The organism is Nocardia fusca NBRC 14340 (assembly GCF_001618425.1).
In the GTDB taxonomy this organism is placed as follows: Bacteria; Actinomycetota; Actinomycetes; order Mycobacteriales; family Mycobacteriaceae; genus Nocardia; species Nocardia fusca.
Genome location: NZ_BDCU01000062.1, coordinates 26,019 through 49,021 on the forward strand (window position 1 = coordinate 26,019; position 23,003 = coordinate 49,021).

Annotated in this window: 23 protein-coding genes; 8 read left to right on the forward strand and 15 right to left on the reverse strand. The window is 70.1% G+C overall.

What is annotated here, in order from left to right; all coding sequences use genetic code 11:
* Positions 1–3: 3 nt before the first annotated feature.
* Positions 4–630, reverse strand: coding sequence for a helix-turn-helix domain-containing protein (locus NF4_RS33635; protein ID WP_084533785.1), 627 nt, complete (start codon positions 628–630; stop codon positions 4–6).
* Between NF4_RS33635 and NF4_RS33640 the strand changes: the two genes are divergently transcribed.
* Together NF4_RS33640 and NF4_RS33645 are read left to right on the forward strand one after the other, a co-directional pair.
* A complete protein-coding gene (locus NF4_RS33640) occupies positions 629–1,321 on the forward strand; it encodes an AzlC family ABC transporter permease (RefSeq protein WP_369690967.1) in 693 nt (230 codons plus the stop codon). The genes NF4_RS33635 and NF4_RS33640 overlap by 2 nt on opposite strands.
* Positions 1,318–1,641, forward strand: a complete 324-nt coding sequence (locus NF4_RS33645; RefSeq protein ID WP_063131435.1) for an AzlD domain-containing protein — start codon at positions 1,318–1,320, stop codon at positions 1,639–1,641. Before NF4_RS33640 ends, NF4_RS33645 begins: the two co-directional genes overlap by 4 nt.
* 27 nt (positions 1,642–1,668) lie before the next feature.
* On the opposite strand, the gene NF4_RS33650 is transcribed toward NF4_RS33645, so the two are convergent.
* The 7 genes from NF4_RS33650 to NF4_RS33680 form a co-directional block, all read right to left on the reverse strand.
* Complete coding sequence (locus tag NF4_RS33650; RefSeq protein ID WP_063131436.1) at positions 1,669–2,160, reverse strand: pyridoxamine 5'-phosphate oxidase family protein; 492 nt, start codon at positions 2,158–2,160, stop codon at positions 1,669–1,671.
* Between the two features lie 101 nt (positions 2,161–2,261).
* Complete coding sequence (gene ppc, locus NF4_RS33655) at positions 2,262–5,063, reverse strand: phosphoenolpyruvate carboxylase (protein ID WP_063131437.1); 2,802 nt, start codon at positions 5,061–5,063, stop codon at positions 2,262–2,264.
* A 121-nt stretch (positions 5,064–5,184) separates the two neighbouring features.
* A complete protein-coding gene (locus NF4_RS33660) occupies positions 5,185–5,604 on the reverse strand; it encodes a VOC family protein (protein ID WP_063131438.1) in 420 nt (139 codons plus the stop codon).
* A gap of 125 nt (positions 5,605–5,729) precedes the next feature.
* Complete coding sequence (locus NF4_RS39890) at positions 5,730–6,410, reverse strand: hypothetical protein (RefSeq protein ID WP_063131439.1); 681 nt, start codon at positions 6,408–6,410, stop codon at positions 5,730–5,732.
* A gap of 118 nt (positions 6,411–6,528) precedes the next feature.
* On the reverse strand, positions 6,529–7,098 hold the full coding sequence (locus NF4_RS33670; protein ID WP_198165571.1) for a GNAT family N-acetyltransferase: 570 nt from the start codon (positions 7,096–7,098) through the stop codon (positions 6,529–6,531).
* Between the two features lie 199 nt (positions 7,099–7,297).
* Positions 7,298–8,458, reverse strand: coding sequence for a Cmx/CmrA family chloramphenicol efflux MFS transporter (locus tag NF4_RS33675; RefSeq protein WP_063131441.1), 1,161 nt, complete (start codon positions 8,456–8,458; stop codon positions 7,298–7,300).
* A 265-nt stretch (positions 8,459–8,723) separates the two neighbouring features.
* Positions 8,724–9,080, reverse strand: a complete 357-nt coding sequence (locus tag NF4_RS33680; protein WP_063131442.1) for a PNPOx family protein — start codon at positions 9,078–9,080, stop codon at positions 8,724–8,726.
* A gap of 260 nt (positions 9,081–9,340) precedes the next feature.
* On the opposite strand from NF4_RS33680, the gene mscL reads away from it, so the two are divergent.
* The 4 genes from mscL (at position 9,341) to NF4_RS33700 (ending at position 12,459) form a co-directional block, all read left to right on the forward strand.
* Positions 9,341–9,775, forward strand: coding sequence for a large conductance mechanosensitive channel protein MscL (mscL, locus tag NF4_RS33685; protein WP_063131443.1), 435 nt, complete (start codon positions 9,341–9,343; stop codon positions 9,773–9,775).
* Between the two features lie 127 nt (positions 9,776–9,902).
* Positions 9,903–10,685: an ABC transporter ATP-binding protein gene (locus NF4_RS33690; RefSeq protein ID WP_157120745.1), complete on the forward strand. Its 783-nt coding sequence runs from the start codon at positions 9,903–9,905 to the stop codon at positions 10,683–10,685.
* The gene (locus NF4_RS33695; protein WP_063131445.1) at positions 10,682–11,656 is read left to right on the forward strand and encodes an aliphatic sulfonate ABC transporter substrate-binding protein; all 975 of its coding nucleotides are present in this window, start codon (positions 10,682–10,684) and stop codon (positions 11,654–11,656) included. The genes NF4_RS33690 and NF4_RS33695 overlap by 4 nt, the downstream gene beginning before the upstream one ends.
* The gene (locus NF4_RS33700; RefSeq protein ID WP_084533782.1) at positions 11,653–12,459 is read left to right on the forward strand and encodes an ABC transporter permease; all 807 of its coding nucleotides are present in this window, start codon (positions 11,653–11,655) and stop codon (positions 12,457–12,459) included. The genes NF4_RS33695 and NF4_RS33700 overlap by 4 nt, the downstream gene beginning before the upstream one ends.
* A gap of 36 nt (positions 12,460–12,495) precedes the next feature.
* Here NF4_RS33700 and NF4_RS33705 read toward each other — a convergent pair whose 3' ends face one another.
* The 4 genes from NF4_RS33705 to pheS form a co-directional block, all read right to left on the reverse strand.
* The gene (locus NF4_RS33705; protein ID WP_063131446.1) at positions 12,496–13,533 is read right to left on the reverse strand and encodes a hypothetical protein; all 1,038 of its coding nucleotides are present in this window, start codon (positions 13,531–13,533) and stop codon (positions 12,496–12,498) included.
* A gap of 371 nt (positions 13,534–13,904) precedes the next feature.
* Complete coding sequence (locus tag NF4_RS33710) at positions 13,905–14,408, reverse strand: hypothetical protein (RefSeq protein WP_063131447.1); 504 nt, start codon at positions 14,406–14,408, stop codon at positions 13,905–13,907.
* A gap of 68 nt (positions 14,409–14,476) precedes the next feature.
* The gene (pheT, locus tag NF4_RS33715; protein WP_063131448.1) at positions 14,477–16,978 is read right to left on the reverse strand and encodes a phenylalanine--tRNA ligase subunit beta; all 2,502 of its coding nucleotides are present in this window, start codon (positions 16,976–16,978) and stop codon (positions 14,477–14,479) included.
* A 30-nt stretch (positions 16,979–17,008) separates the two neighbouring features.
* Entirely contained in the window at positions 17,009–18,082 is a 1,074-nt protein-coding gene (gene pheS, locus NF4_RS33720; protein ID WP_063131449.1) for a phenylalanine--tRNA ligase subunit alpha, read from the reverse strand.
* A gap of 168 nt (positions 18,083–18,250) precedes the next feature.
* On the opposite strand from pheS, the gene NF4_RS33725 reads away from it, so the two are divergent.
* On the forward strand, positions 18,251–19,537 hold the full coding sequence (locus NF4_RS33725) for a glycosyltransferase 87 family protein (protein WP_063131450.1): 1,287 nt from the start codon (positions 18,251–18,253) through the stop codon (positions 19,535–19,537).
* A 78-nt stretch (positions 19,538–19,615) separates the two neighbouring features.
* Here the strand turns inward: NF4_RS33725 and NF4_RS33730 are convergent, their stop codons facing one another.
* The gene (locus tag NF4_RS33730; protein WP_063131451.1) at positions 19,616–21,070 is read right to left on the reverse strand and encodes an MFS transporter; all 1,455 of its coding nucleotides are present in this window, start codon (positions 21,068–21,070) and stop codon (positions 19,616–19,618) included.
* A 122-nt stretch (positions 21,071–21,192) separates the two neighbouring features.
* Here NF4_RS33730 and NF4_RS33735 point away from each other — a divergent pair, with 122 nt between their 5' ends.
* The gene (locus tag NF4_RS33735; protein ID WP_232330770.1) at positions 21,193–21,735 is read left to right on the forward strand and encodes a TetR/AcrR family transcriptional regulator; all 543 of its coding nucleotides are present in this window, start codon (positions 21,193–21,195) and stop codon (positions 21,733–21,735) included.
* A 64-nt stretch (positions 21,736–21,799) separates the two neighbouring features.
* Here the strand turns inward: NF4_RS33735 and NF4_RS33740 are convergent, their stop codons facing one another.
* Together NF4_RS33740 and NF4_RS33745 are read right to left on the reverse strand one after the other, a co-directional pair.
* Entirely contained in the window at positions 21,800–22,627 is an 828-nt protein-coding gene (locus NF4_RS33740; protein WP_063131453.1) for a TrmH family RNA methyltransferase, read from the reverse strand.
* Between the two features lie 122 nt (positions 22,628–22,749).
* On the reverse strand, positions 22,750–22,947 hold the full coding sequence (locus tag NF4_RS33745; protein WP_063131454.1) for a hypothetical protein: 198 nt from the start codon (positions 22,945–22,947) through the stop codon (positions 22,750–22,752).
* Between the last annotated feature and the right edge of the window lie 56 nt (positions 22,948–23,003).

The window sequence follows — 23,003 nt, forward strand, 5'->3', positions numbered from 1 at the left end:
TCGTCAGGGATATTCGGAGATCAGCGTGGCCACTGTCGCGGGCGCGAGGGCTTCGAATACGTGCGGAACATCGGCCGGATAGGCGATGTAGTCGCCCGGGGCGAGTTCCACCGGCCCGTCGGCCGTCCCGACGAGCGCGCGCCCCGCACCGAGCAGGACATGTTCGACGGTTCCGGGAAGATGCGGCTGCGAGGCCCGCCGCGGCCCGGGCTCGGCGACGACGCGGTAGATATCGCGGCGCACCCCCGCCGGTCCGACCGCCAGCAGCGTGGCCCGGTAATCGGCCTCGGCCGAGAACACCGCCGGCCCCTCCGCGGCCCGGATCACCCGGATCTGCGGGCGCGGCGGGTCGAGCAGGCGCGAGAAGGGCACCTCCAGCGCCAGGCACAGCGCCCACAGGGTCTCCAGGCTGGGGTTGCCGCTGCCCGATTCGAGCTGCGAGAGGGTCGATTTCGCGATACCGGCCCGTCGGGCCACCTCGGTCAGCGACAGCTCCGCGCGCAGGCGCTCGCGGCGCAGTGATGCGGCGATCAGCTGCTGCGGGGCCCGGTCGCGACTCGCTCCGGAGCGCTCCGGCCGATTGTTCGGTACATCATCGTCTTGTTCGGTTTGACGAACGGTAGCGTCCATGTTCACTATGGTAGCCATGCGTTCGTTATGGCGAACGGTCGATCCGCCGACCCGCTCACTGATCACCGCGCTCTGCGTCGCGGTCACGGTGGCCGGTATGTCCTACGGGGCCACGGCGATCGCGGCCGGTTTCCCACTGTGGTTCCCGGTCGCGCTCGGTGTGCTCGTCCTGGCCGCCGGTTCGGAATTCCTGTTCGTCGGTATCGTCGCCGCCGGCGGCAGCCCGCTCGCCGCCCTGTGCGCGGGCCTGCTGATCAACGCACGCCATATCGGCTACGGCCTCGCGGTCCCCGCGGTCCTCGGCACCGGGCTGCGCGGCCTCCGCGGTGCCCACCTGCTCAACGACGAGACCGTGGCGGTGGCGTTGGCCCAGCGCACGACCGACCACGGCCGGGCCGCCTACCTGGCCTGCGGAGCAGGCATTCTGGTGTGCTGGCCCGGTGGGGCGCTGCTGGGCGGTCTACTCGGCACCGCGGTGCCCGACCCGGGTGTCTTCGGGGTGGATGCGGTGTTCCCGGCGGTCTTACTGGGGCTGATCATGCCCGCGCTGCGTGAACCCACTGTCCGGCGCGGTGCCCTCGCCGGGTCCGCCCTCGCCCTGCTCACGACTCCGCTGCTGCCCGCCGGCCTGCCGATTCTGCTGGCCGCCATGGCCGCCGCCCGCACAATCCCCCGGCCGCGCGCGCGATGAACGACCTCGGATACCTGGTGGGCGCCGCCCTCGCACTGGCGGCCGGAACATTCGCCTTCCGCCTCGCCGGACCCGTACTGGGGTCACGGATCACTGTCTCTGCGCGGACCACCGCGCTTCTCGAGAACGCGTCCGTCGTCGTACTCGCCGCCCTCGTGTGCACCACCGCCCTGACCGAGGACAGCACCGTGGCCGGGATCGCGCGCCCGGCCGGAGTCCTGACCGCCGGTGTGCTCTACCGGTTCCGGACGCCGCTGCCCGCGGCCCTCGTGGCCGCGGCCGCGACCACGGCCGCACTGCGGCTGGCGGGCGTACCGTGACACGGCGGCGACCCGCGAGCCCCGGGTCTAACGCTTCTCGACCACGCGCTCGCCCTCACCCGGTTTCCAGATGGTGACCCGCAGCAGGTCGTCGCCGACCTCGACCGACGACGCCGAGGTCAGGTCCGCCACGAAGAAATGCTCGAACGGCTGGTTCCGCAGATCCAGACCGCTGTCCTCGTACAGGTACTCGGCGAAACGCGCGTGCAATGCGGTATCCGGATCATCGATCACCCGACCGAACAGTTTGGCGTCTCCGTCGGACACCATCGTGTCCTCGGTCGCGGTGTGCAGGCAGAAGCGCGGATCGCGCGCGAGATCCCGGAATTTGGTGGTGCCCGGCATCCCGACGATCACCAGTTTCTCCTCGAAAATGAGCGGCTCCACCGGACTGATCCGGGGAAATCCGTCCGAACGCAAGGTGGCGAGCATGCACAGATTGCTGGTCGCGGTGTGGCGACGACGGAAGATCTCGCTGATCCGTGGCGCCTCGGCGGTGAATTCACTCCAGGTCGTCATACAGCCGACGGTACGACGACCGGCGCCGCCGCGGGTGACACCGAGCCCGATCCGAGACGAACAGAGCCCGCACCGGTACCCGCCCGGCCGGCCGGCACGGATCAGCCCGAGTTACGCAGTGCCGTGGCCAAACCGTTCATCGTCAGCAGGATGCCGCGTTTCACCAGTTCGGAATCGTCCCCGGCACGCAACCGGCGCAGCAGTTCGACCTGCATCTGATTCAGCGGCTCGAGATACGGGAACCGGTTGCGGATGGACTCCGCCAGCGATGGATTGTCGGCCAGCAGATGATCGTTGCCGGTGATGGCGGCATGGACGGCGACGGTCCGGGCGTGCTCGCGCTCGATCATCCCGAAGATGCGCTTGCGTAGATCGATATCGTCGACCAGTTCGGCGTAACGGGCGGCGATAGCGAGATCGCTCTTCGCCATCACCTGCGCGAGATTCGACAGCACGGTCCGGAAGAACGGCCAGCGGCGGTACAGATCCGAGAGCCGGGCCAGCCGGTCCGGATCGCCGTCGATCCACTCCTCGAGCGCGGTCCCGGTGCCGTACCAGCCGGGCAGCATCACCCGGGCCTGGCTCCAGGACATCACCCACGGGATGGCCCGCAGATCCGAGACCGAGTTGGTGGGTTTACGGGAGGCGGGACGGCTGCCGATATTGAGATCGCCCACCTCGGCGACCGGGGTCGACTGCCGGAAGTACTCCACGAAGCCGGGGGTTTCGTGCACCAGGCGCGCATAGGCGGCGCGGGCCCGGTCCGCGAGTTCGTCCATGAGCGCGTAGGAGGGTTCGGCGTCGGGGCCCAACCCCTCGACATCCAGCAGGGTCGATTCGAGGGTGCCCGCGATCAGCGATTCGAGGTTGCGATGCGCGGCGCCGCGTTCGGCGTATTTCGCCGCGATGACCTCGCCCTGTTCGGTCAGCCGCAGGGACCCCCGCACGGCGCCGGCGGGCTGCGCGAGGATCGCGTCGTAGCTGCGGCCCCCGCCGCGCCCGACGGTGCCGCCGCGGCCGTGGAACAGCCGCAGCCGGATCCCGTGTTCGCGCGCCAGCTCCACCAGGTCCAGTTCCGCCCGGTACAGCGCCCAGTTGGCGGCCAGGTATCCGCCGTCCTTGTTCGAATCGGAGTAGCCGAGCATCACCTCCTGGCGCATGCCGCGCGCCGCCACCAGCTCCCGGTACTCCGGCACCTGGAGGGCCGAGGCCAGCGTCGACGCGCCGGCCGCCAGATCCTCGATGGTTTCGAACAGCGGCACGATCCCGGCCGGGCAGGAGGGTCCGCTGTCCGGGTCTCCCGGATCGAGCAGGCCGCCCTCCTTGAGCAGCAGGGCGGCCTCGAGCAGATCGCTGACCGAGGTACACATCGAGATGATGTAGTTGGGGACCGCGTCCGGGCCCAGCGCGGCCACCACGGCGGCGCCCGCGCGCACGACTCCGAGCTCTTTGGCCGCCAGTTCGCCGATTCGCGCCCGCGGTCCCAGCAGTGGCCGGCGGGTACGCAGTTCCCGGGTGAGCAGGTCCACCCGCTCGGGCTCGGGCAGGCTCGGGTAATCCGGATGCACGCCCGCCCAGGCCAGCAGTTCGGCGACGACCTGCTCATGGGTTTCGGAGTTCTGGCGCATATCCAGGCCCTGCAGATGGAACCCGAAGGTCTCCACCGCACAGCGCAGCGCCGCGAGGTGGTCGTCGGCGAGCAGTGCGTCCCCGCCGGCGCGCAGCGAGGCATCGACGGCGTCGAGATCGTCGAGCAACTCCTGGGGCGTGCCGTAGGGAGCATCGGAGGTGCCCTCGCCGGCGGCGGACGATTCGAACTCCCAGGGACCCGCCGCCTCGGGGACCAGCGCGGCGACGGCGCGCCGCGCGGTCGCGGTGAGCCGGACCCGGATGCCGTACAGCGCCCGCCGGTACGGTTCGTCGGCGTAGGTCGTCGGGTCCGGATAGCCGCGGTCGGCGAGCGCGCGCAGTTCCGCGATCACCGGGACCAGCCGCGCCGACAGTGCCAGCGTCTTCTCCAACTGCACCAGTTCGCGCAGGTAGCGCGCGAACGCCACTCCCGCGGCCTGCGCGGCCGCCGTGCGCACCACCTCCGCTGTCACATACGGGTTACCGTCCCGGTCCCCGCCGATCCACGAACCGGGCCGCAACATGGGTTTCGGCAGCAACCGCTGCTCGGGCCAACGCGACCCCAGCGCCGCGCGCACACTCGCGTTGATCGCGGGGATGACATCGAACAACGTGAGTTCGTAGTACCGCAGACCGACCGCGATCTCGTCCTGGATACGCAGCCGCGACAACCTGATCAGCGCCGTACGCCAGAGAGTGAGTACCTGCCGCCGGATCTCTAGCTCGAGCTGTTCCCGTTCGGATTCCGGGGCCCGCTGCCGCCGGCGCATCAACTCGGTGACCCGGGTCTGGGTGTCGAACACCGTACGGCGCCGGGTCTCGGTGGGGTGCGCGGTGATCACCGGGGACACCAGCGCGTCCGCCAGCAGTTCGGCCACCCGCTCGCCCGGCACCGCGGCCGCGTCCAGTTTCCGGTAGGTGGCGGCCAGGGAGGAGTCCTGCGGGGCTTCGCCCGCTGCCTCGTGCGCGGCGCGGCGGCGGTCGCGCTGGATGTCCTCGGCGAGATTGGCCAGCAGGACGAAATAACTGAACGCCCGGATCAGCGGTAGCGCCACCGCGATATCGACCCCGGCCAGCATTTCCCCGACCGCGCTGCGCTCCACTTCCTCGCGCCGGACTCGGAACGCCTCCACCCGCACCCGCTCCACGAGGTCGAAGACCTCGGGGCCCTCGTGATCGCGAATGGTGTCGCCGAGCACGCCGCCGAGGAACCGGATGTCCTCGCGCAGCGGCAGGGTCGCGTCGTTTCCTTCAGCGGTCTGCGCATCGCCCATGATCAGCAGTATGGACGGCCACCGTGCCGGTAGCTGTGACGACGCACACGGCCGGGGCCGACTGTGTGCGCCGGACGCCGCGGAATCCGGCTATCGGCACAGGTGACGCCCCTCCTACCGCTCAGCCCAGCGGCTGGGAGAAACGCAGGAAGTTTCCCCAGGGGTCGGCGAAACCGCAGTCGCGCACCCCGTAGACCTGGTCGGCGGGTTCCTGGGTGACCCGGACCCCGGCGTCGCGCAGCCGCGCGAAGGTCTCGTCCACCGATTCCGTGACGAAGATCAGCGTGCCGTGCGCGCCCGCGGCCAGCCGGCGCTGCGCCTCGGCGCTCTGTTCGGGGTCGGGCACCATGGACGGTGTTTCCAGGATGAACTCGATACCGGGCTGTCCGGCCGGCCCCACGGTGACCCAGCGCAGCGGGCCCAGCGGCAGATCCGCACGGACCTCGAGGCCGATCACATCCCGATAGAACTCGAGGGCCTCCTGCTGATCTCCGACCAGCACACCGATATGCGACAGTGCGAGGTCTTTGCCGTTGGTCATCCGATTCTCCTTCGCTGCGGGGCACGCCCGTACCGCGTCCGGCCGGATCGATTCGAGCCGGCCGGTCTGAACATCACACCAGACGGGCCCCGTGCCCGGAATTCATCGCACGGCCGGAAATTCCCTCAGTGCGCCGCGCCCGCCTCGGCACCGGGCGCCCGGGACGGCTCCGCCAGCCATAGCGCGGTCGCCACGACACCTCCGGTGAACACCAGTTCGGCGCAGTTGGTGAGCAGCATGGGTGGCATGGCCGCCGAGACCACCGTCATGATCACGGTGGTCACGGTCCAGAGCCGGTAACCCCGCGCCCGCCACACCGCCACGGCCGCCACCAGCACGACCACCACCGTCACCACCGGCGGCAGCAGTCCGCCCACCGACGCGTGCGCGGTGGTGTAGCGCACGGTGCCCGCCCACTCCCGCGGTTCCAGCGTGAGCGGAGTCAGTTCGCCGGCCACCCCCACCACGATCACCGCCGCCGTCACCGCCGCGACCGCGGCACGTACCCACCGTGTGCGCGCCCCTCCGACCCCGGCTCGGGCCGCGGCGGCGCACGCCCACGGCATCAACAGCGGAGTGAGCACTATATGGGCGACGAAACGGGGCGCCGACCAGCTCTCCAGCGTCGCACCGGCGCCGATCCAGCGACCCGCCGCGAGCACCGCGTTGTCGTAGGCCAAGGCCGCGCACACCACGGCGGGTACGAGGAGCAGCCGGTCACCGTTCTCCCGGAACCGGAGCGCGCACCGGCCGGCGAGCGCCAGCTGTCCGGCGGCGAGCACGGCGAAGAGTACGGATGCGAGCACGGGAATCCTTTCCGGCCGCGGCGGGCCGGGACCGGGCGCCAGGATACTGCCGTCCCGGCCACCGGATCACCCTGCGGCCCGTCCGCGGGACACCGGAGTCGCTGCCGGACTGCCCGGCTCACCCGCGCCGGCGACCCCGGCCGCGCGTCCGCGCCGCGGCACCCGGCGTTGTCGTGCCGAGCTGCCGTGCTCCGGCACCGAGCGCTTTCGAGAACCGGAAGAAGCAGGCGGCACCGGAACCCACCTCCGCGTATCCGGCCGCACGGTAGAGCGCATGTGCCTCGGGCTGCCGGTCGCCGGCCGTGACGAGCGCCTCCCGATAGCCCAGCCGGACCATCTCGGCTTCCAGTTCCGCGAGCACCCGGGTCGCGAGTCCGCTACGCCGGTGCTCACGCGCGGTCCAGACACGTTGGATCTCGGCGGTCGTCGGATCGAAGCGGCGAAATCCGCCGCCTGCGACCGGATCGCCGTGATCCACCAGCACCAGCAGATCACCGTCGGGGGCGGAGTAATCGGCGGCCGGGCAGTCCCGGAGTCGCCGGTGGATGGCACCGGCAGTACCGCCGTAGCGGATGCTGTGGTCGATGGCGAGTTCCGCGAGCAGCGCGACGGCCAGTGGATGATCCTGGTGTACGTGATACAGACGCGGACCACGGGCCCGTGTGTCGATCACCGACGGTGTACCCACGCTCGGCACCTCCATCACCCTGGCCGTTGCGCCACGCCACTCGGCCGATCCGGATGGTGAGGGTGAGATTAACGAACGGCAGGGGGTCGGCACACCGATTCCGGTCGCGTGTTGTCGAACTCTGGACACTGTTACGTTCCGTTCACACCACCGGGTGTTCACCGGCCGGTAAACCGCGCTCGCACACCGGCTCTGCCGTCTACCGAGTCGCCGCCGCGGTGAGTATCGCGCGGAAGCGCAGTGCCAGCAGCAGCGCCACTCCCACCAGGACACCGCTCACCCACATCGGCCCCCGGTCGCCCCAACCGGCCCCCAGGGCGAGCCCCGCCATGGCGGGCCCTGCCGCGGCACCGACGTTCAACGCCGCCGTCGCATAGGAGCCCGCCATGGTCGGAGCGCCCGCGGCCTCGTGGAGCACCCGCGCGATCAGCGTGCTCCCCACCCCGAACGACAGCGCACCCAGCACGCACACCAGGACGAGCAGGGCGCCAGGACGGTCGGCGGTCAGCGCGAGCGCGAACCAGCCACCGCACAGCAGCGGGCCCCCGACCGCGATCACCACCGCGGCGTATTCGTCGGACAGCCGCCCGGCGACCGTCACCCCGGCGAAGGAACCCGCACCGAACAGCACCAGCGTCACCGGCACCCAGAACGCGCCGAACCCGCCTGTCCCGGTGACCAACGGCGCGAGGAAGGTGAAACTGCCGAAAGTCGCCGCGTTCACGAGGGCCCCCAGCAGCATGACCGCGAGCAACCGCGGACGTCGCAACTGCGCGAGTTCGCGACGGAGGTCGGGGGCGGCGGTCTGCCCCGGCCGCCCCGGGATTCCGGCCAGGACAACACCGGCCGCGGCCGGCAGGCACAACAGGGCGAGCGCCCAGAAGGTGGCCCGCCAGCCGAGCATCGTCCCGAGCAGTGCCCCGCCCGGCACCCCCGCCACGGTGGCGAGGGCGGTACCACCCAGCAGGATCGCCAGCGCCCGGCCCTGGCGGCCGGCGGGGACCAGCGCCGCGGCCGCGGTCAACGCGACCGCGAGGAACCCGGCATTCGCCACGGCGGCCACCACCCTGGTAGCGACCAGGACGGAGAAACTGCCGGTCACCGCTCCGGCGATATGCGCGGCCAGGAACAGCAGCAGAAAACCCAGCAGGCTCGACCGGATCGGCCAGTTCCGGGCGAGACCTGCCATCAGCGGTGCGCCCACGACCATTCCGATGGCGAATGCCGAGGTCAGCAGACCGGTGGCACCGAGGTCCACACCGAGATCGGCCGCGATATCCGGTACGAGACCGGCGAGCATGAATTCCGAAGTGCCCATGGCGAAAACCGCCAGGGCGAGCAGATAGAGAGCGAAAGGCATGAAAGGCTCCGAGGTGGAAGAGACAGGAGACGTCTCGTCACCCCGGTCAGCGCCCGGGAATCACCGGATGACCATGCGGCCGGAAGGCGGCACGGCGAACAGATAGCGAAAGGTCAGGGGCTGACGGGGATGACCGGCAGCCCTGCTCTGGATGCCTCCGGGCTCGACACGGCAGGAAGACTACCGGCTCGCCCGGTCTGCCGCACACCTGTTTTCCGCGTCCCGCGACAACGTCCCGTCCGCGCTCTCGATACCCGCGCCGAACTCAGCCGGGCTCGTCGAACCGGACCCGCACGCCGACACGGCCCTTCTCGTCGCGCCGGGCGGTCGCGTGCCCGCGCCGATCGCCGTCGCGGAAGTGCAGCACAATGGGCGCGCCCTCGCCGAGGAAGTTGCGCCACCAGGTCTTCTTGTCCGGCATGGCGACACCGATGAGCAGGCCGCCGTCCTTCTTCACATAGTTCACCGGGGTCCGGAACGTCCGGCCCGACCGCCGCCCCACGTACTCGATCTCCACGAACCCCTTACCCAGCAGGGGGCCCAGCACCGGGGCGCCGAGCAGGGCGACCACTCCCGTGTTGAAGCCCCGGACCGCCCGGCCCAGCAGTGTCGTCGATGCCACGGTTCCTCCTGATTGCTGTTCGCCCGGCGATGTCTCGACCTTAGCGCGGTGCGGCGCGGGCCGCCGGTCCGGCGACGCCACCCGGGACGCGGATTCCGGCGGACAAGGGCACGCATCCGATCGCCGCCGGTTTGCGCGGCGCAATCCCGGCTGCCACCATCACCTGCGGTGTAGCGCCGGGACCTCGATCGCAGCGGTACCGCCCAGCGGGCGGGACCGGGACCGGCGGTGAACAGCAGCGTTCGATACGGAGTGGGTTGATGCTCAAAGGTTTCAAAGATTTCGTCATGCGCGGGAACGTCATCGATCTGGCCGTCGCCGTCGTGATGGGCACCGCCTTCACCGCGGTGGTGAGCTCGGTGACCAAGGGCGTAGTGGAGCCGTTGCTGGCCCTACTCGGCGGCAGCGGCCAGTTCGGTTTCGGTGTCACACTGCTCGCGGGCAAACCCGCGACCTTCATCGCGCTCGGCCCGATCATCAGCGCCGCCATCGATTTCGTCATGGTCGCGGCAGTGTTGTACTTCGCGCTCATCCTGCCGATGAAGACCATGCAGAAACGCTTCTACGCCCGCAACAACGTGGACGCCGAACCGTCGACCCCGGCCGATATCGCCCTGCTGACCGAGATCCGCGATCTGCTCGCCGAACGTGCGGAACTGGATAAGAAGGACACCGCGCAGGTCCGCTCCTCCTAGACGGCGGACGGCCGGGGCCGGCGGTGACCGGCCGATCGTTCGAATCACGCCTCGTATAAACCTGTTCACCGGGCGGCGAAGCGCATACCTTCCCCCGGTGAGCTCGACCGTCCTGCATCCCGCGGCCCTGACGCTGCGCGGGGTCCGCCGCAGTTTCGGACCCACCACCGTGCTGCGCGATATCGAGCTCGATATCGCGCCCGGGCAGATCATCGCGCTCGTCGGCGCGTCCGGATCGGGGAAATCGACCCTGTTGCGACTCATCGCCGGCCTCGATCGGCCCTCGGCCGGTTCGGTGACCATCGACGATCGGCCCATCATCGGGGTCGACCCGCGCTGCGCGGTGGTTTTCCAGGAGCCGCGCCTGCTGCCGTGGCGGAATGTGGCCGGCAATGTCGCGCTCGGGTTGCCGGCCGGCACGGGCCGGGCCGTCGGCGCCGCCGCGGTGCGGACCTGGCTGGAGATCGTGGGGCTCACCGGTTTCGCGGAGTATCGGCCCCGCCGGATCTCCGGCGGGATGGCCCAGCGGGCGGCCCTGGCGCGTGCCCTGGTGCGGCGGCCCGGAGTTCTGCTGCTGGACGAACCCTTCGCCGCCCTCGACGCGCTGAACCGGCTGAAGATGCAGAACCTGCTGCTCGAGGTGCACAGTGAGGTCGCCACCACGGTCGTGCTGGTCACCCACGATATCGATGAAGCGCTGGTGCTGGCCGACCGGATCGTGCTGCTGGAACCGGAGCCCGGTCGCGGCTCCGGCATCGGGGCGATCTTCGAGGTGCCCGGACCCCGGCCCCGGGAACGCTCCGACGGCCGGCTCACCGCATTGCGCGCCACTCTGCTCGACCGGCTCGGAGTCCCCGAGCCGGGCGCGGCCCCGGCCGCCGAGGTTCTCGTGAAGGAGACCGTCCGATGAAATTCCGTGCCGCCCTGGCGATCCTGACCGCGGCGGTGGCCGCGCTGACCGCCGGCTGTGTTCAGGGTGAGGGATCTGGTGACGCGGGCGGCGCCGATATCAAGCTGGACTACGCCTACTACAACCCGCTCAGCCTGGTGGTGCGGGACCAGAAGCTTCTGGAGAACGCCGGTTACGACGTGACCTGGGTACTGTCCGCGGGCAGTAACAAGGCCAACGAGAACCTGCGCGCCGAAGCCATCGATGTGGGATCGACCGCCGGGTCCGCCGCGCTGCTGGCGCGGGCCAACAACACTCCGATCAAAGTCGTATCGCTGTACAGCAAACCGGAATGGACGGCGCTGGCCGTAGCGCCCGGCTCCCCGATCGGTTCGGTCGCGGACCTGCGCGGCCGCAAGATCGCGGCCACCAAGGGCACCGACCCCTACTTCTTCCTGTTGCAGGCGCTGGCCACCGCCGGGCTCACCGGCAAGGATGTCGATATCGTCAACCTCCAGCACTCGGACGGAAAGGTCGCGCTGGAGCGCGGTGCGGTGGCGGCCTGGGCTGCCCTGGACCCGTATATGGCGCAGAGCCGGCAGGAGGGCAAATCGCAACTGCTCTACCGGAACCCGGATTTCACCACCTACGGCACCCTCAACGCCCGGGAGGATTTCCTCGCCGAACATCCCGACCGGGCACAGGCGGTCGTGGACGCGTACCGGACCGCGCGTGAGTGGGCGCTCGCGCATCCGGTGGAACTGACCGCGCTGCTGGCACGGGAGGCGAGCGTCACCCCCGAGGTCGCCGCGGAGGAACTGGAACGGACCGTGCTCGACAACGACCCGGTGCCGGGCCCGGAGCTGCGCACTGTGCTGGAGCGGGTGGTACCCATCATCGTCGGTGACGGCAGTGTGCGGTCGGCGGAGGCCGCCACCGACGCGCTGGAGACCCTGTTCGAGCCGGAATTCGCGGCGCGGGCCGCTGCATGAGCACCACACCGCGGGTCGCCGATACCGCCACGGACGCTCCGCGGACCGTCGGCCCGCCGCGGTGGGCCCAGATCGGGCTCGGCCTGATCGTGCCGCTCGCGCTGCTCGCTCTGTGGCAGCTCGTCACCGCGGCGGGCCTGTACTCGCCGTCCCAGCTGCCGCCGCCGGCCGATGTGTTCTCCGCCGCCACCGACCTGCTCGGCGACGGCGCGCTGTGGCACCATCTCGCCATCAGTGTGCAGCGCGAGATCATCGGCTATCTGGCCGGCGCGGCGGCCGCGCTGGCCTTGGGCACGCTGATCGGACTGTCCGACCTCGCCCGTCGCCTGCTCGCGCCGACGGTGGAGATCCTGCGCACCGTGCCGTCCCTGGCCTGGGTGCCGCTGCTGCTGTTGTGGCTGGGGATCGGCGAACAACCCAAGGTCGTGCTGGTCGCCATCGGCGCGTTCTTCCCGATCTACACGACCACCGCTTCGGCGCTGTCCCAGGTGGATTCGCAGCTGATCGAGGTCGGCCGCGCCTACGGCCTGCGCGGCGCGGCCCTGCTCACCCGGATCATGCTGCCCGCCGCGGCGCCCTCGATCCTCAACGGGCTGCGGCTGGGTCTGGTGAACGGCTGGCTGTTCCTGGTCGCCGCCGAACTCATCGCATCCTCGAAAGGCCTCGGATTCCTGCTGATCGACAGTCAGAACACCGGCCGCACCGACATCATGCTGCTGGCCATCGTGCTGCTGGCCGGCCTCGGCAAGATCAGTGATATCGCCTTCGGCGCGGTGGAACGGGCGGTCGTGGCGCGGCGGTGAGCGATCCACCCGATGGACGGCACGGTGCCGCCTCCGCTACTCGGCCGGAGTGAGGATCTTCAAGATCTCGTCGGAGTAGTAGAAGGGTTCCAGCCGCTCCCGGATCAACCCCGCCAGCACTCCGTCCCGTTCGGCGGCCGCCACCACCGCCGGACCGTAGCGCAGGATCTCGGTGACGATGTCCTCGCCGGTCAGGCCCAGCTCCGTGAGCAGCTCGGCGAGCGTGTGGTCCCGGTACTTCTCGTGGAAAACCTGCACGCATTCGGCCACCAGCAGGCCGAAATACTCCTTCTCGCGGGTGGTCACCGCGATGCGGTAGCAGAGCGCGACGAGTTCGTGGAGGTCTTGTTTCGTGAGGTACTCCCGCAGGCCGCTGATCGGTTCGTCGGCGTGCAGATCCCAGAACTCCATGGTGGCGTCGTGCACGGGGGCGTCGCGCAGCATTTCGCGGATGGCGTTGTTGGTGCGTTTGAGGGCGTACAGGGCGCCCTTGCCCGCGATATCGCCGAGGATGGTGTTGGATTCGGCGACCTTGCGGGCGCGGTCGGCGGCGGACTGCCCGAGCGACATGAGTGTGCCCATACCGGGGATCTTCTCCGCGCGCTGCCGGTTGGCCTCCACGAAATCGCCGACCAGTTTGTCGACGAACTTGGAGGCGACGGTGGCCACCAGGGGACTGTCGGTCAGTCGTTCCAGAACCCGTTCCTGGGTCTGGTGCATATCCACGATCTTCTGCAGCAGCGCCTCGACCGGTTCGCGCTCGACCAGTTCGCCCAGGGTGTGGTCCTCGTTGGCGGCGATGCTGTCGTAGATCGCGTCGGCGAACAGACCGGCGGTATCCGCCAGGACCGCGCTGCCGCCGACCTTGTCGACCAGGGTGGCCACGGTCTGCTCGAGCTGTTCGATCTCGACCACCTCGCCCGCGCGCGCCGTGCCCGCGACTTCGAGCGCGGCCGCCACATCCCGGGCGACGACTTCGGCGAACCGGTCCCCGCTCACTTCGCTCAGCAGCCACTGCACCTGAGCATCGAGCAGCCGTCCGGCGAGTACGCGTGCGGTATCGTCCTCGGTCACAAATACTCCTTCGAAGCGGCTTCATACGGTCGGCGGAAGCCGCAGCGAAGGCGAAGGTATCCCCTCACAAATCCTCCTTCGAAGCAGCCCCATGCGGTCGGCGGAAGCCGCAGCGAAGGCGAAGGTATCCCCTCACAAATCCTCCTTCGAAGCAGCCCCATGCGGTCGGCGGAGGCCGCAGCGAAGGCGGAGGTATCCCCTCACAAATCCTCCTTCGAAGCAGCCCCATGCGGTCGGCGGAGGCCGCAGCGAAGGCGAAGGTATCCCCTCACAAATCCTCCTTCGAAGCAGCCCCATGCGGTCGGCGGAGGCCGCAGCGAAGGCGAAGGTATCGCCCCATCCCGTGTCGCTCCGGCGCGGGCCGGGCGGGATCAGGACCCTTCGCCCTCGTGCAAAGAGGTGCGAATCTGTGCCAGACGTTCCCGCGCGGCCTGTTCACGCGCTTCCCACTGTTCGTCGGCGCCGCGGCCGGCCGGGCTCTGCCTACCGAGTGCCCGTGCACCGAACGCGGTGCCGAAACGCCGCTCGACCTTATCGCGAACGGAGCCGAACGTCGGCACACCGGAAGTGCTGTAGCCACCGGCTGCTCCCCCGCTCGGCCCGGTGGCCGCGCCGACACCCCCGCCCACCTGCGACGACGAACCGAGATCGGCTGCGGCTCCATAGCCGGGGGGCGGCGGGGTGCCGGGAATCACAGCGGGCGCCGCCGCGCTCTGCCCGGTTTCCGACAGCAGCCGGGTGGCAGCTTCGTACAGCGGGGCCAGCTTGTCGCGGCCCGCCGCGGCCACCACCAGGACGGCCAGCAACTGCTCGTCGGGCAGGGCCGCCAACCGCGCGGCGAGCGCGCCCGGATCGCCTGTGCTGGGTTCAGTCATGCGATCAGCCTACGACGTCCGGCCCGCCCGTTCGGACGTACCGACCACGTTGCCGGAGAACGGCTCTCCTAGGAGCGGATCACCGCGCCCACCGCGTCTGCCGCGGCGGCCACGGCGGCATCGCGCGCGGCGCTGGCCTCGTCCTCGGTGAGAGTGCGGTCGGTGGCCCGGAAACGCAGGGCGTAGGTGAGCGATTTACGTCCCGCCCCGGCCTGCGCGCCCGCGTACACGTCGAACAGCGCGATATCCTCGAGCAGTTCCCCGCCACCGGATCGCAGCGCGGTCTCCACCTCCGCCGCCGGAACATCGTGCGCGACACTCACCGAGACGTCCTGCAGCACGGCCGGGAACGGCGAGATGGCCGGCGCGGGCCGGGCCTCGCGCAGCGGCAGTGCGTCCAGATCCAGTTCCAGGGCGCAGGTGCGCGGCGGCAGGCCGGAGCGTTCCAGTACGCCGGGATGCAATTCGCCGGCGTAGCCGATCACGACACCGTCCACCGTCAGCTCGGCGCACCGCCCCGGATGCCACGGCAGGTGCTTGCCGGGCCGGCGTTCGAGTTCGACCCCGGCGGCCTCGGCGACCACATCGGCGAGCGCGAACGCGTCGGCGGCTTCGGCCGGCCGCCCCGGACCCCATGGACCGCGGGGTTCCCGGCGGCCGGTGAGCACCACCGCGACGTGCTGCGGCTGATCGGGCAGCGAGGCCAGCAGTTCGGCGACCTCCGCGTCGGTCGGGCGGCGGTCCACCGGCAGCGGCGCCACCGGCGCGGTGTCCGGGCCGGGCAGTACGACCTGGGCGATCCCGTAGAGCGACAGATCGCGGGCGCCGCGGGAGATATTGCGGGCCGCGATCTCCAGCAGGCCCGGCAGCAGCGTGGTGGCGAGTTCGGCGCGTTCGACGTCCAGCGGGTTCAGTACCCGGGTGGTGGTGCGGCGGTGGTCGTCGGCGTCCAGCCCCCAGGTGTCGAAGACCCCCGCGGGCAGGAACACCGGCGGCGGCACCTCGACACAGCCGGCGAAGGCCAGTGCCCGGCTCACCGCGCGGCGGCGGCGCTGCACGGCGGTGAGGCCGCGCCCGGCGGGCGCCTGCGGCAGCACCAGCGGGATCTGTTCCAGACCCTCGAGCCGCAGCACCTCTTCCACCAGGTCGGCCGGCTGGACGAGATCCGGCCGCCAGCTCGGCGGCGTCACCACCAGCTGACCGTGGCCGCTGGTCTCGTCGACCGCCACCTCGACATGGCAGCCGATCTGGGTGAGGCGGCGCGCGGACGTGCCGGGAGCGTACTGGACACCGGCCACCCGGTCGGGCAGGTCGATATCCATCCGGATCGGTTCCGGCGGGGTCAGCGGCAGCCGGATATCGGTGAGCGTGGGCTCCACCGTGCCGCCGGCGATCTCCGCGAGCAGGGACGCGGCCCGGTCCAGCGCGGCCAGGTTGAGTTCCGGGTCCACCACCCGTTCGTAGCGTTTACTCGCCTCCGACACCAGTTTGTGGCGGCGGGCGGTGCGGTAGATGAACAGCGGATCCCAGGTGGCGGCCTCGAGGACGATATCGGTGGACTCCGCGCCCACCTCGGTGGACGCCCCACCCATCACACCGGCCAGCGAGACCACCCCGGTGTCGTCGGCGATCACCACATCCTCGGCGTCGAGTTCCCGTTCGACCTCGTCGAGGGTGCGCAGGGTCTCACCGGGGCGCGCGCGGCGCACCACCAGACCGCCGCTGAGTTTCGCCGCGTCGAAGGCGTGCAGCGGCTGTCCGAGTTCCAGCATCACGTAGTTGGTGACATCGACCGCCGGGGAGATGGGCCGCACGCCCGCCAGCAGCAACCGGCGCTGCAGCCACCACGGGCTCACCGCGTGCGGATCGATACCGATGACCCGGCGGACACCGAAGCGGGTGCAGCCCGATTCCGGTACCACGTCCACCGGCCACGCCTCGGGCCCTTCGGGAAGGGTGCGCACGGCCGGATCGGCGTATTCGAGATCGAAACCGCAGGCCAGTTCGCGGGCCAGGCCGCGGACCGAGAAGCAGTAACCGCGGTCGGGAGTGATGTTCAGTTCGATGACGGTATCGCCGAGACCGAGCAGGTCGTTGGCATCCGTACCGGGTTCGGCGGTACCGGGTTCCAGCACCAGGATGCCCGAATGGTCCTTGCCGATACCGAGTTCGGCGACCGAGCAGATCATGCCGTGGGATACGTGGCCGTAGGTCTTGCGGGAGGAGATGGCGAAACCGCCCGGCAGCACACCGCCGGGCAGCACCACGACGACCAGGTCACCGACCGCGAAGTTGGTGGCTCCGCAGACGATCTCCTGGAGTTCAGCCGCGCCGATATCGACCTTGCAGAACCGGATGGGTTTCTTGAACTCGGTGAGCTCGGTGATCTCGGCGACCCGGCCGACCACCAGCGGGTGTTCGATATCCCCGCCCACCCGTTCCAGCTCGTCGACCTCCTCGACTTCGAGCCCGACCCGGACGAATCCGGCGTCGAGTTCCTCCGGTGTCACCTCCCAGTCGGGGACGGTGCGGCGGATCGTTTCGGCCAGCCAGGACTGCGCTACTCGCACTGTGACGTTCGCTCTCTCGCTCGAAAAAGGTCAGGACCGGATACCGAAGGGCAGGGTGAACCGCACATCACCCTCGACGATGTCGCGCATATCGGGAATTCCGTTGCGGAACTGCAGCGTCCGCTCCAGCCCCATACCGAACGCGAAGCCGCTGTACTCGTCGGGGTCGATCCCGCTGGCGATCAGCACCTTCGGGTTGACCATGCCGCACCCGCCCCATTCGACCCAGCCGGCGCCGCCCTTCTTGTCGGGGAACCAGACGTCGACCTCGGCCGAAGGTTCGGTGAACGGGAAGTAGTTGGGCCGGATCCGGGTGGTGGTCTCGGGACCGAACAGGGCCCGCGCGAACGCGTCCAGCGTGCCGCGCAGATGCGCCATGGTCAGGCCTTTATCGATGGCCAGCCCCTCGACCTGCGAGAACACCGGAGTATGGGTGGCATCGAGCTCGTCGGTGCGGAAGGTGCGCCCCGGGCACACCACATAGATCGGCAGGTCGCGTTCCAGCATGGACCGCACCTGCACCGGGGAGGTGTGGGTGCGCAGCACCTGGCGCGAACCGGCCGGTGCGATATGGAAGGTGTCCTGCATGGTGCGCGCGGGGTGGTCGGGCAGGAAGTTGAGCGCGTCGAAGTTGAAATGCTCGGTCTCCACCTCCGGCCCCTCGGCGATCTCCCAGCCCATTGCGACGAACACATCGGCGACCTGCTCGGAGATGACGGTGATCGGATGACGGGCACCCACCTGGCCCCGGTCGGCCGGGAGCGTGACATCGATCGCCTCGGCGACCAGCACCGCGGCATCACGTTCGGCGAGCAGCACGCGCTGCCGTTCCTCGAACGCCTCCGATACCCGCGCCCGCGCCTTGTTCACCCGCTTACCGGCGTCGGCCTTCTCCGATTTGGGCAGCGATCCCAGCGACCGCTGGGCCAGCGCGATCGGCGACCGGCCGCCCATATGCTCGGTTTTCGCACCCGCGAGCGCGTCCAGATCGGCAGCGGCCGCGAAGTCCTTCTCGGCCGCCGCGGCCGCGGCGGCCAGGGCTTCTTCGGTGAGGGCGGATTCCTGCCCGCCGGTCGCTGCGCCTGCGTCGGTGTCGTCGGCCACGGTCTACTCGTCTCTCCCCTGGGCATCGGTGAGCGGGCCCGGTCGGCTCCGGCGCCCGTATTGCTGCTGGTGGAATCGTATTCGATGGCCCCTACCGGACTCACGCCGATATCCCCCGCCGCTCACTGCCCGGTACATGGACACCGTCAACCGGTAAAGTCCCCTCCGATGACGAACGCCTTGACCCGCACCGAGACGCTCGCCGGACATGCCCGTCGGCAGGTGGTCTGGCTGCTGCCGCTCCTGGCGGTGGTCGTGACGTGGGTGTGTATGTCGCGCCCGATCGATCCGTTCCGCGCCATCAGCGGCGAGTACATCGACCTCGAGGTCTATCGGCTCGGGGTCGAGGAGTGGCGGGCCGGCGGCGATCTCTACGGTCATCTCCCCGAGACGGCCGCCGATATCAGCCTCCCGTTCATCTACCCGCCGTTCGCCGCGCTGGCGCTCGGGCTCTACGCACTGCTGCCGTGGGCCGCCTCGGTGGTCGCCTACCTGGTGGTCTCCATCGGCGCGCTGGCGATGACTTTGTTCCTGGTGGCCCGGCAGGTCTGGCCGCGTCAGGACCAGCGCAAACTCGCCCTGGTGGTCACCGCGACCGCGACCCCGCTCGCGCTGCTGCTCGAGCCGGTCTGGTCCACCCTGGATTTCGGCCAGGTCAATCTGATCCTGATGGGTCTGGTCGCCGCCGACTGCCTGACCCGCAATCCGCGCTGGCCGCGCGGGATGCTGCTCGGTATCGCCGCGGCGATCAAACTGACCCCGGCGGCTTTCGTCTTGTATTTCCTGATCCGCAAGGACTACAAGGCCGCCATAACGGCCGCGATCAGCGGTGCGATCGCCACGGCGATCGGTTTCGCGGTGATGCCCGACGAATCGGTGCGGTACTGGTTCGGCGGGTTCGGCAATGTCGGTGGATTGAGCGGGTCGGAGTTCCAGACCAACCAGTCCATCCAGGCCGTGCTGGCTCGCTTCGAGGTCACCGGCACCCTGGCCACCGCACTGTGGGTACTCGCCGCGGTGGCGCTCGTGGCGGTGGCGGTGGCCGCCATCCGGCGCACCGGGACACCTCCGATGATCGCGCTGGCGGTCAACGCGGTGGTGGCGCTGCTCGTTTCGCCCATTTCCTGGTCGCACCACTGGGTATGGGTGGCACCCGCGCTGCTGGCGATGATCGGGTACGCGACGACCCGGCCCTGGTCGCAGGCGCGCGGCTGGTATGCCGCGGCAGTGGCCACCGCGGTGGTCTTCGTGCTGGCCAAACACAGCGACCTGCCCGGTAACGACGGCCGGGAGCTGGGCTGGTCGGCCTGGGACAAGGTGATCGGCAACGGCTACGTCTGGTTCAGCCTGCTGCTGGTCGTGCTGTACGCGACCGCGAGCCGGCGGCAGCGCACGCCCGGCCCGGCCGTTCCCGCCGACGCCACGGAATCGCTGGTCTCGGTCCGCGAACGCTGATCGGCGACGCGCCGGTTCGCGCGCCGCCGATCGATCGATCCGGTACCGGGTTGCGCCCAACGCGGCGGACGGTACTCGTCAGCTCACCGGTTCCCGCACGCTCGCCCGGCCCGGGAGCAGTGCGGCGGCCAGCGCCCCGGCCGCGACGATCCCCGCCCCGACCCAGACCGCCGGTACCAGCCCGTCCACATAGCTCTGCGGATCCGTGTACGCGCCGTACGAGGCGAAGACCGAGGCCAGGACCGCGATACCCATCGCCACGCCGACCTCGCGCAGCGTGTTGTTGGTGCCCGAGGCCACGGAACGATCCGCCTCCGGTACCGCCCCCATCACCACGGTCGCCAGCGGCGCGAAGGTCAGGCCCATCCCCACTCCGGCGAGCAGCAGTGGCGCCACGAACGTGCCGTAGCCGAGGTCCACCGAGACGATGGCGGCCATCCAGGCCAGCGCCACCGCGAGCAGTGCCTGGCCGGTGACCAGCAGGACCCGGGCCCCGACGCGGTCGATCACCAGGCCCGCGAGCGGGGCCACCACCATCGGCGCCATGGTCCACGGCATGGTCCGGATACCGGATTCGAACGGGCTGTACCCCTGCACCACCTGGAAGAACTGGGCGAGCAGGAAGATCGACCCGAAAACGCCGATCGAGAAGGCGAAGGCCACCATATTGGCGACGCCGAAGGCCCGGATCCGGAACAGCCGGGGCGCCAGCATGGGGGCCGCGGCCCGGTGCTCCCAGGCGATGAGCGCGCCCAGCAGGACCGCGCCGCCGATCAGCGCGGTGAGCACCCCGGCCGAATCCCAGCCGTCGTCGGCGCCGTGCACGATGCCCCAGACGACCGCCAGCACGCCCGCCGAAGCCAGGACCAGTCCCACCGGGTCCAGGCGCCCGCCACCGCCCCGCGATTCACGCAGTGCCCAGACCACCAGCGGCAGCACGAGGACGCCGATGGGCACATTGACCCAGAAGATCCACTGCCAGCTCAATCCGTCGACCACGGCGCCGCCGAGCAGCGGTCCCACGGCCACGCCGAGCCCGGCGATACCGCCCCAGATCCCGATGGCCGCGCTGCGCAGCCGCTCCGGTACCGCGTCGGAGAGCAGGGTCAACGACAGCGGCATCACCGCGGCGCCGCCGAAGCCCTGCACCACCCGCGCGGCGACCAGCATCGCCGGATCGGTGGCGAGCGCGCAGGCCGCCGAGGCGGCGGTGAACACCGCGATACCCGCCAGGAACACGCGGCGGCGACCCAGCCGGTCACCGAGGGCGGAGGCAGTGAGCAGCAGGGCGGCGAACGACAGGGTGTAGGCGTTGACGAACCACTGGAGGTCGCCGAGTGAGGCGTGCAGTTCGGCGCGGATCACCGGGAGTGCGTTGGTGACCACCAGATTGTCCAGCGTGACCATGAACATCGGAATTCCGACCGCGGCGAGCACGGCGGCCAGTGGTCGCCGTGCCTCCGCGGCGATGGGAGGTGTGTGCCGGTGCGCGGCGGGTGGTGTGGCGGCCGGTGGGCTCAGGATCTCGGTCATATCCAGTCCTTGTTGTAATCGACTGATAACTAGTCTCCTTCTGACGGTATGCATCGACTGATAACCTGTCAAGACCACACCGAACGACGAGGAGGACCATGCCGGAAGCGAGCAGGACCAGGATGACCGCCGGCGAGCGCGGAGCTCAGGTACTGACCGCGGCGATCGCGGCCTTCGCGGAATCCGGCTACGCCGCCACCCGCACCGATGAGATCGCCCGCCGGGCCGGGGTCTCCCAGCCGTATGTCATTCGCCTCTTCGGTTCCAAGCAGCGACTGTTCCTGGCGGCCGTCGCACAGGTCTGCGATCGCATAGAAGAGGTCTTCACCGACGCCGCGGCGGGTGCCGGGACCGGAACCGCCCTCGACGCACTGTCGGAGGCATACGAACAGATCCTCGCCGAACGCACTTTGCTACAGGTGCTGCTCCACGCATTCGCGGCAGCGGGCGATCCCGAGATCGGCCCCGTCGTCCGCGACCGGTACGGCCGCATCTACCGACTCGTCCGTGAGCTCACCGGCGCCCCGGTGGCCGATACGCGGCGATTCCTCTCCACCGGTATGTTGCTCACCGTCCTGGCCGCGCTGCGGGTGACCGGCCCGGACGCGATCGAGGCCGAGTGGGCCCGTGACATCCTCACGGATCTGTACGAGCACGGAATGTGAACGCGCGAGTCCAGCCCCTGACCTACCGCCGGCTCACCACGGCCCACACCGACGGAGGCCGTGATCAGCCGCGACCGAAGCGGGTGCGCGAGTTCGCGTAGAGACAGATCGCGGCCGCCGCTGCCAGATTGAGGCTTTCGGCCCGCCCCCGGATCGGGATCCGGATCCGGTGCCGCGCCCGGTCCGCGATCTCCGGGTCCAGACCATGGGCCTCGTTGCCGAACAACCAGGCGACCGGCCGGGTGAACAGTTCCTCGGCATCCTCGAGATCGACTTCGCCGGCGGCGGTGGTCGCCACCGTGGTGATGCCCGCGGCGTCGAGGCGATCCAGTACCGTCCCGGTATCGCGTGCGCGCACGATCGGGACATGGAAGAGGCTGCCCGCGCACGCGCGCACGCATTTACCGTTGTGCGGGTCCACGCTGTCACCGGCCAGAACCACCGCGTCCGCGCCGACCGCGTCGGCCACCCGGATGAGGGTGCCCGCATTACCCGGATCGGCGATCGCGACCGGCACCGCCAGTATCCGCGGAATGCTCGCTCCCGGATCCGGCGGAAGGATCCGGTCCAGCGGCACATCGACCAGATCACAGACCGCCACCAGCCCTGGGGGTGTGACCGTCTCGCCCAGCGCCTGCGCGGCCCGATCGGATACCAGCGTGGTGCGCACACCGTCGGCTGCGGCGCCGGCGATCAGGGCGTGTTCCCGGGTGGCGCCTTCGGCGGAGTAGAAGAGTTCGCGGACCCGGCCGGCTTCCAGTGCGGCAGCGACGGAGTTCGCGCCCTCGGCGAGGAATCTGCCGGCGCGCTTGCGCGCTACGCCGCGATGGAGTTTGACGGCGGCCACCACACGGGGATTCCGCACGTCGGTGGGTTCTTGTCGGTCGGGCACCCAGAGATCGTAGTGGGTACCGCTCTCCGGGTCCGCTACCCGCCGAGACCCGCTGCGCGGACTTCTCCGCGCATTGCCGGGCCGGCGACGGCCGGCCCGCACGCGACGGCGCCGCGCGCGAACTAGGAGAAGGTCTCCAGGAATTCGCGCACGAAGCACAGCGGGCAGATCGGATCGAACGGTGCCGTCGCCGTTTCGATCCGCTCGGTGGGCAGGACCGGCTGCACCGCAATCCCGTCCGCGGCCGCCGATACCGGCTGCAGTCCGATCCCCAGCGAAACCGCTGCTGCGGCGACGATATTCAGCACCCGACGGTTCATGATCGCTCCTCGGTGTCCGCGTCCCGAGCGGCCACAGTATCAACCCGGCCCGGCGC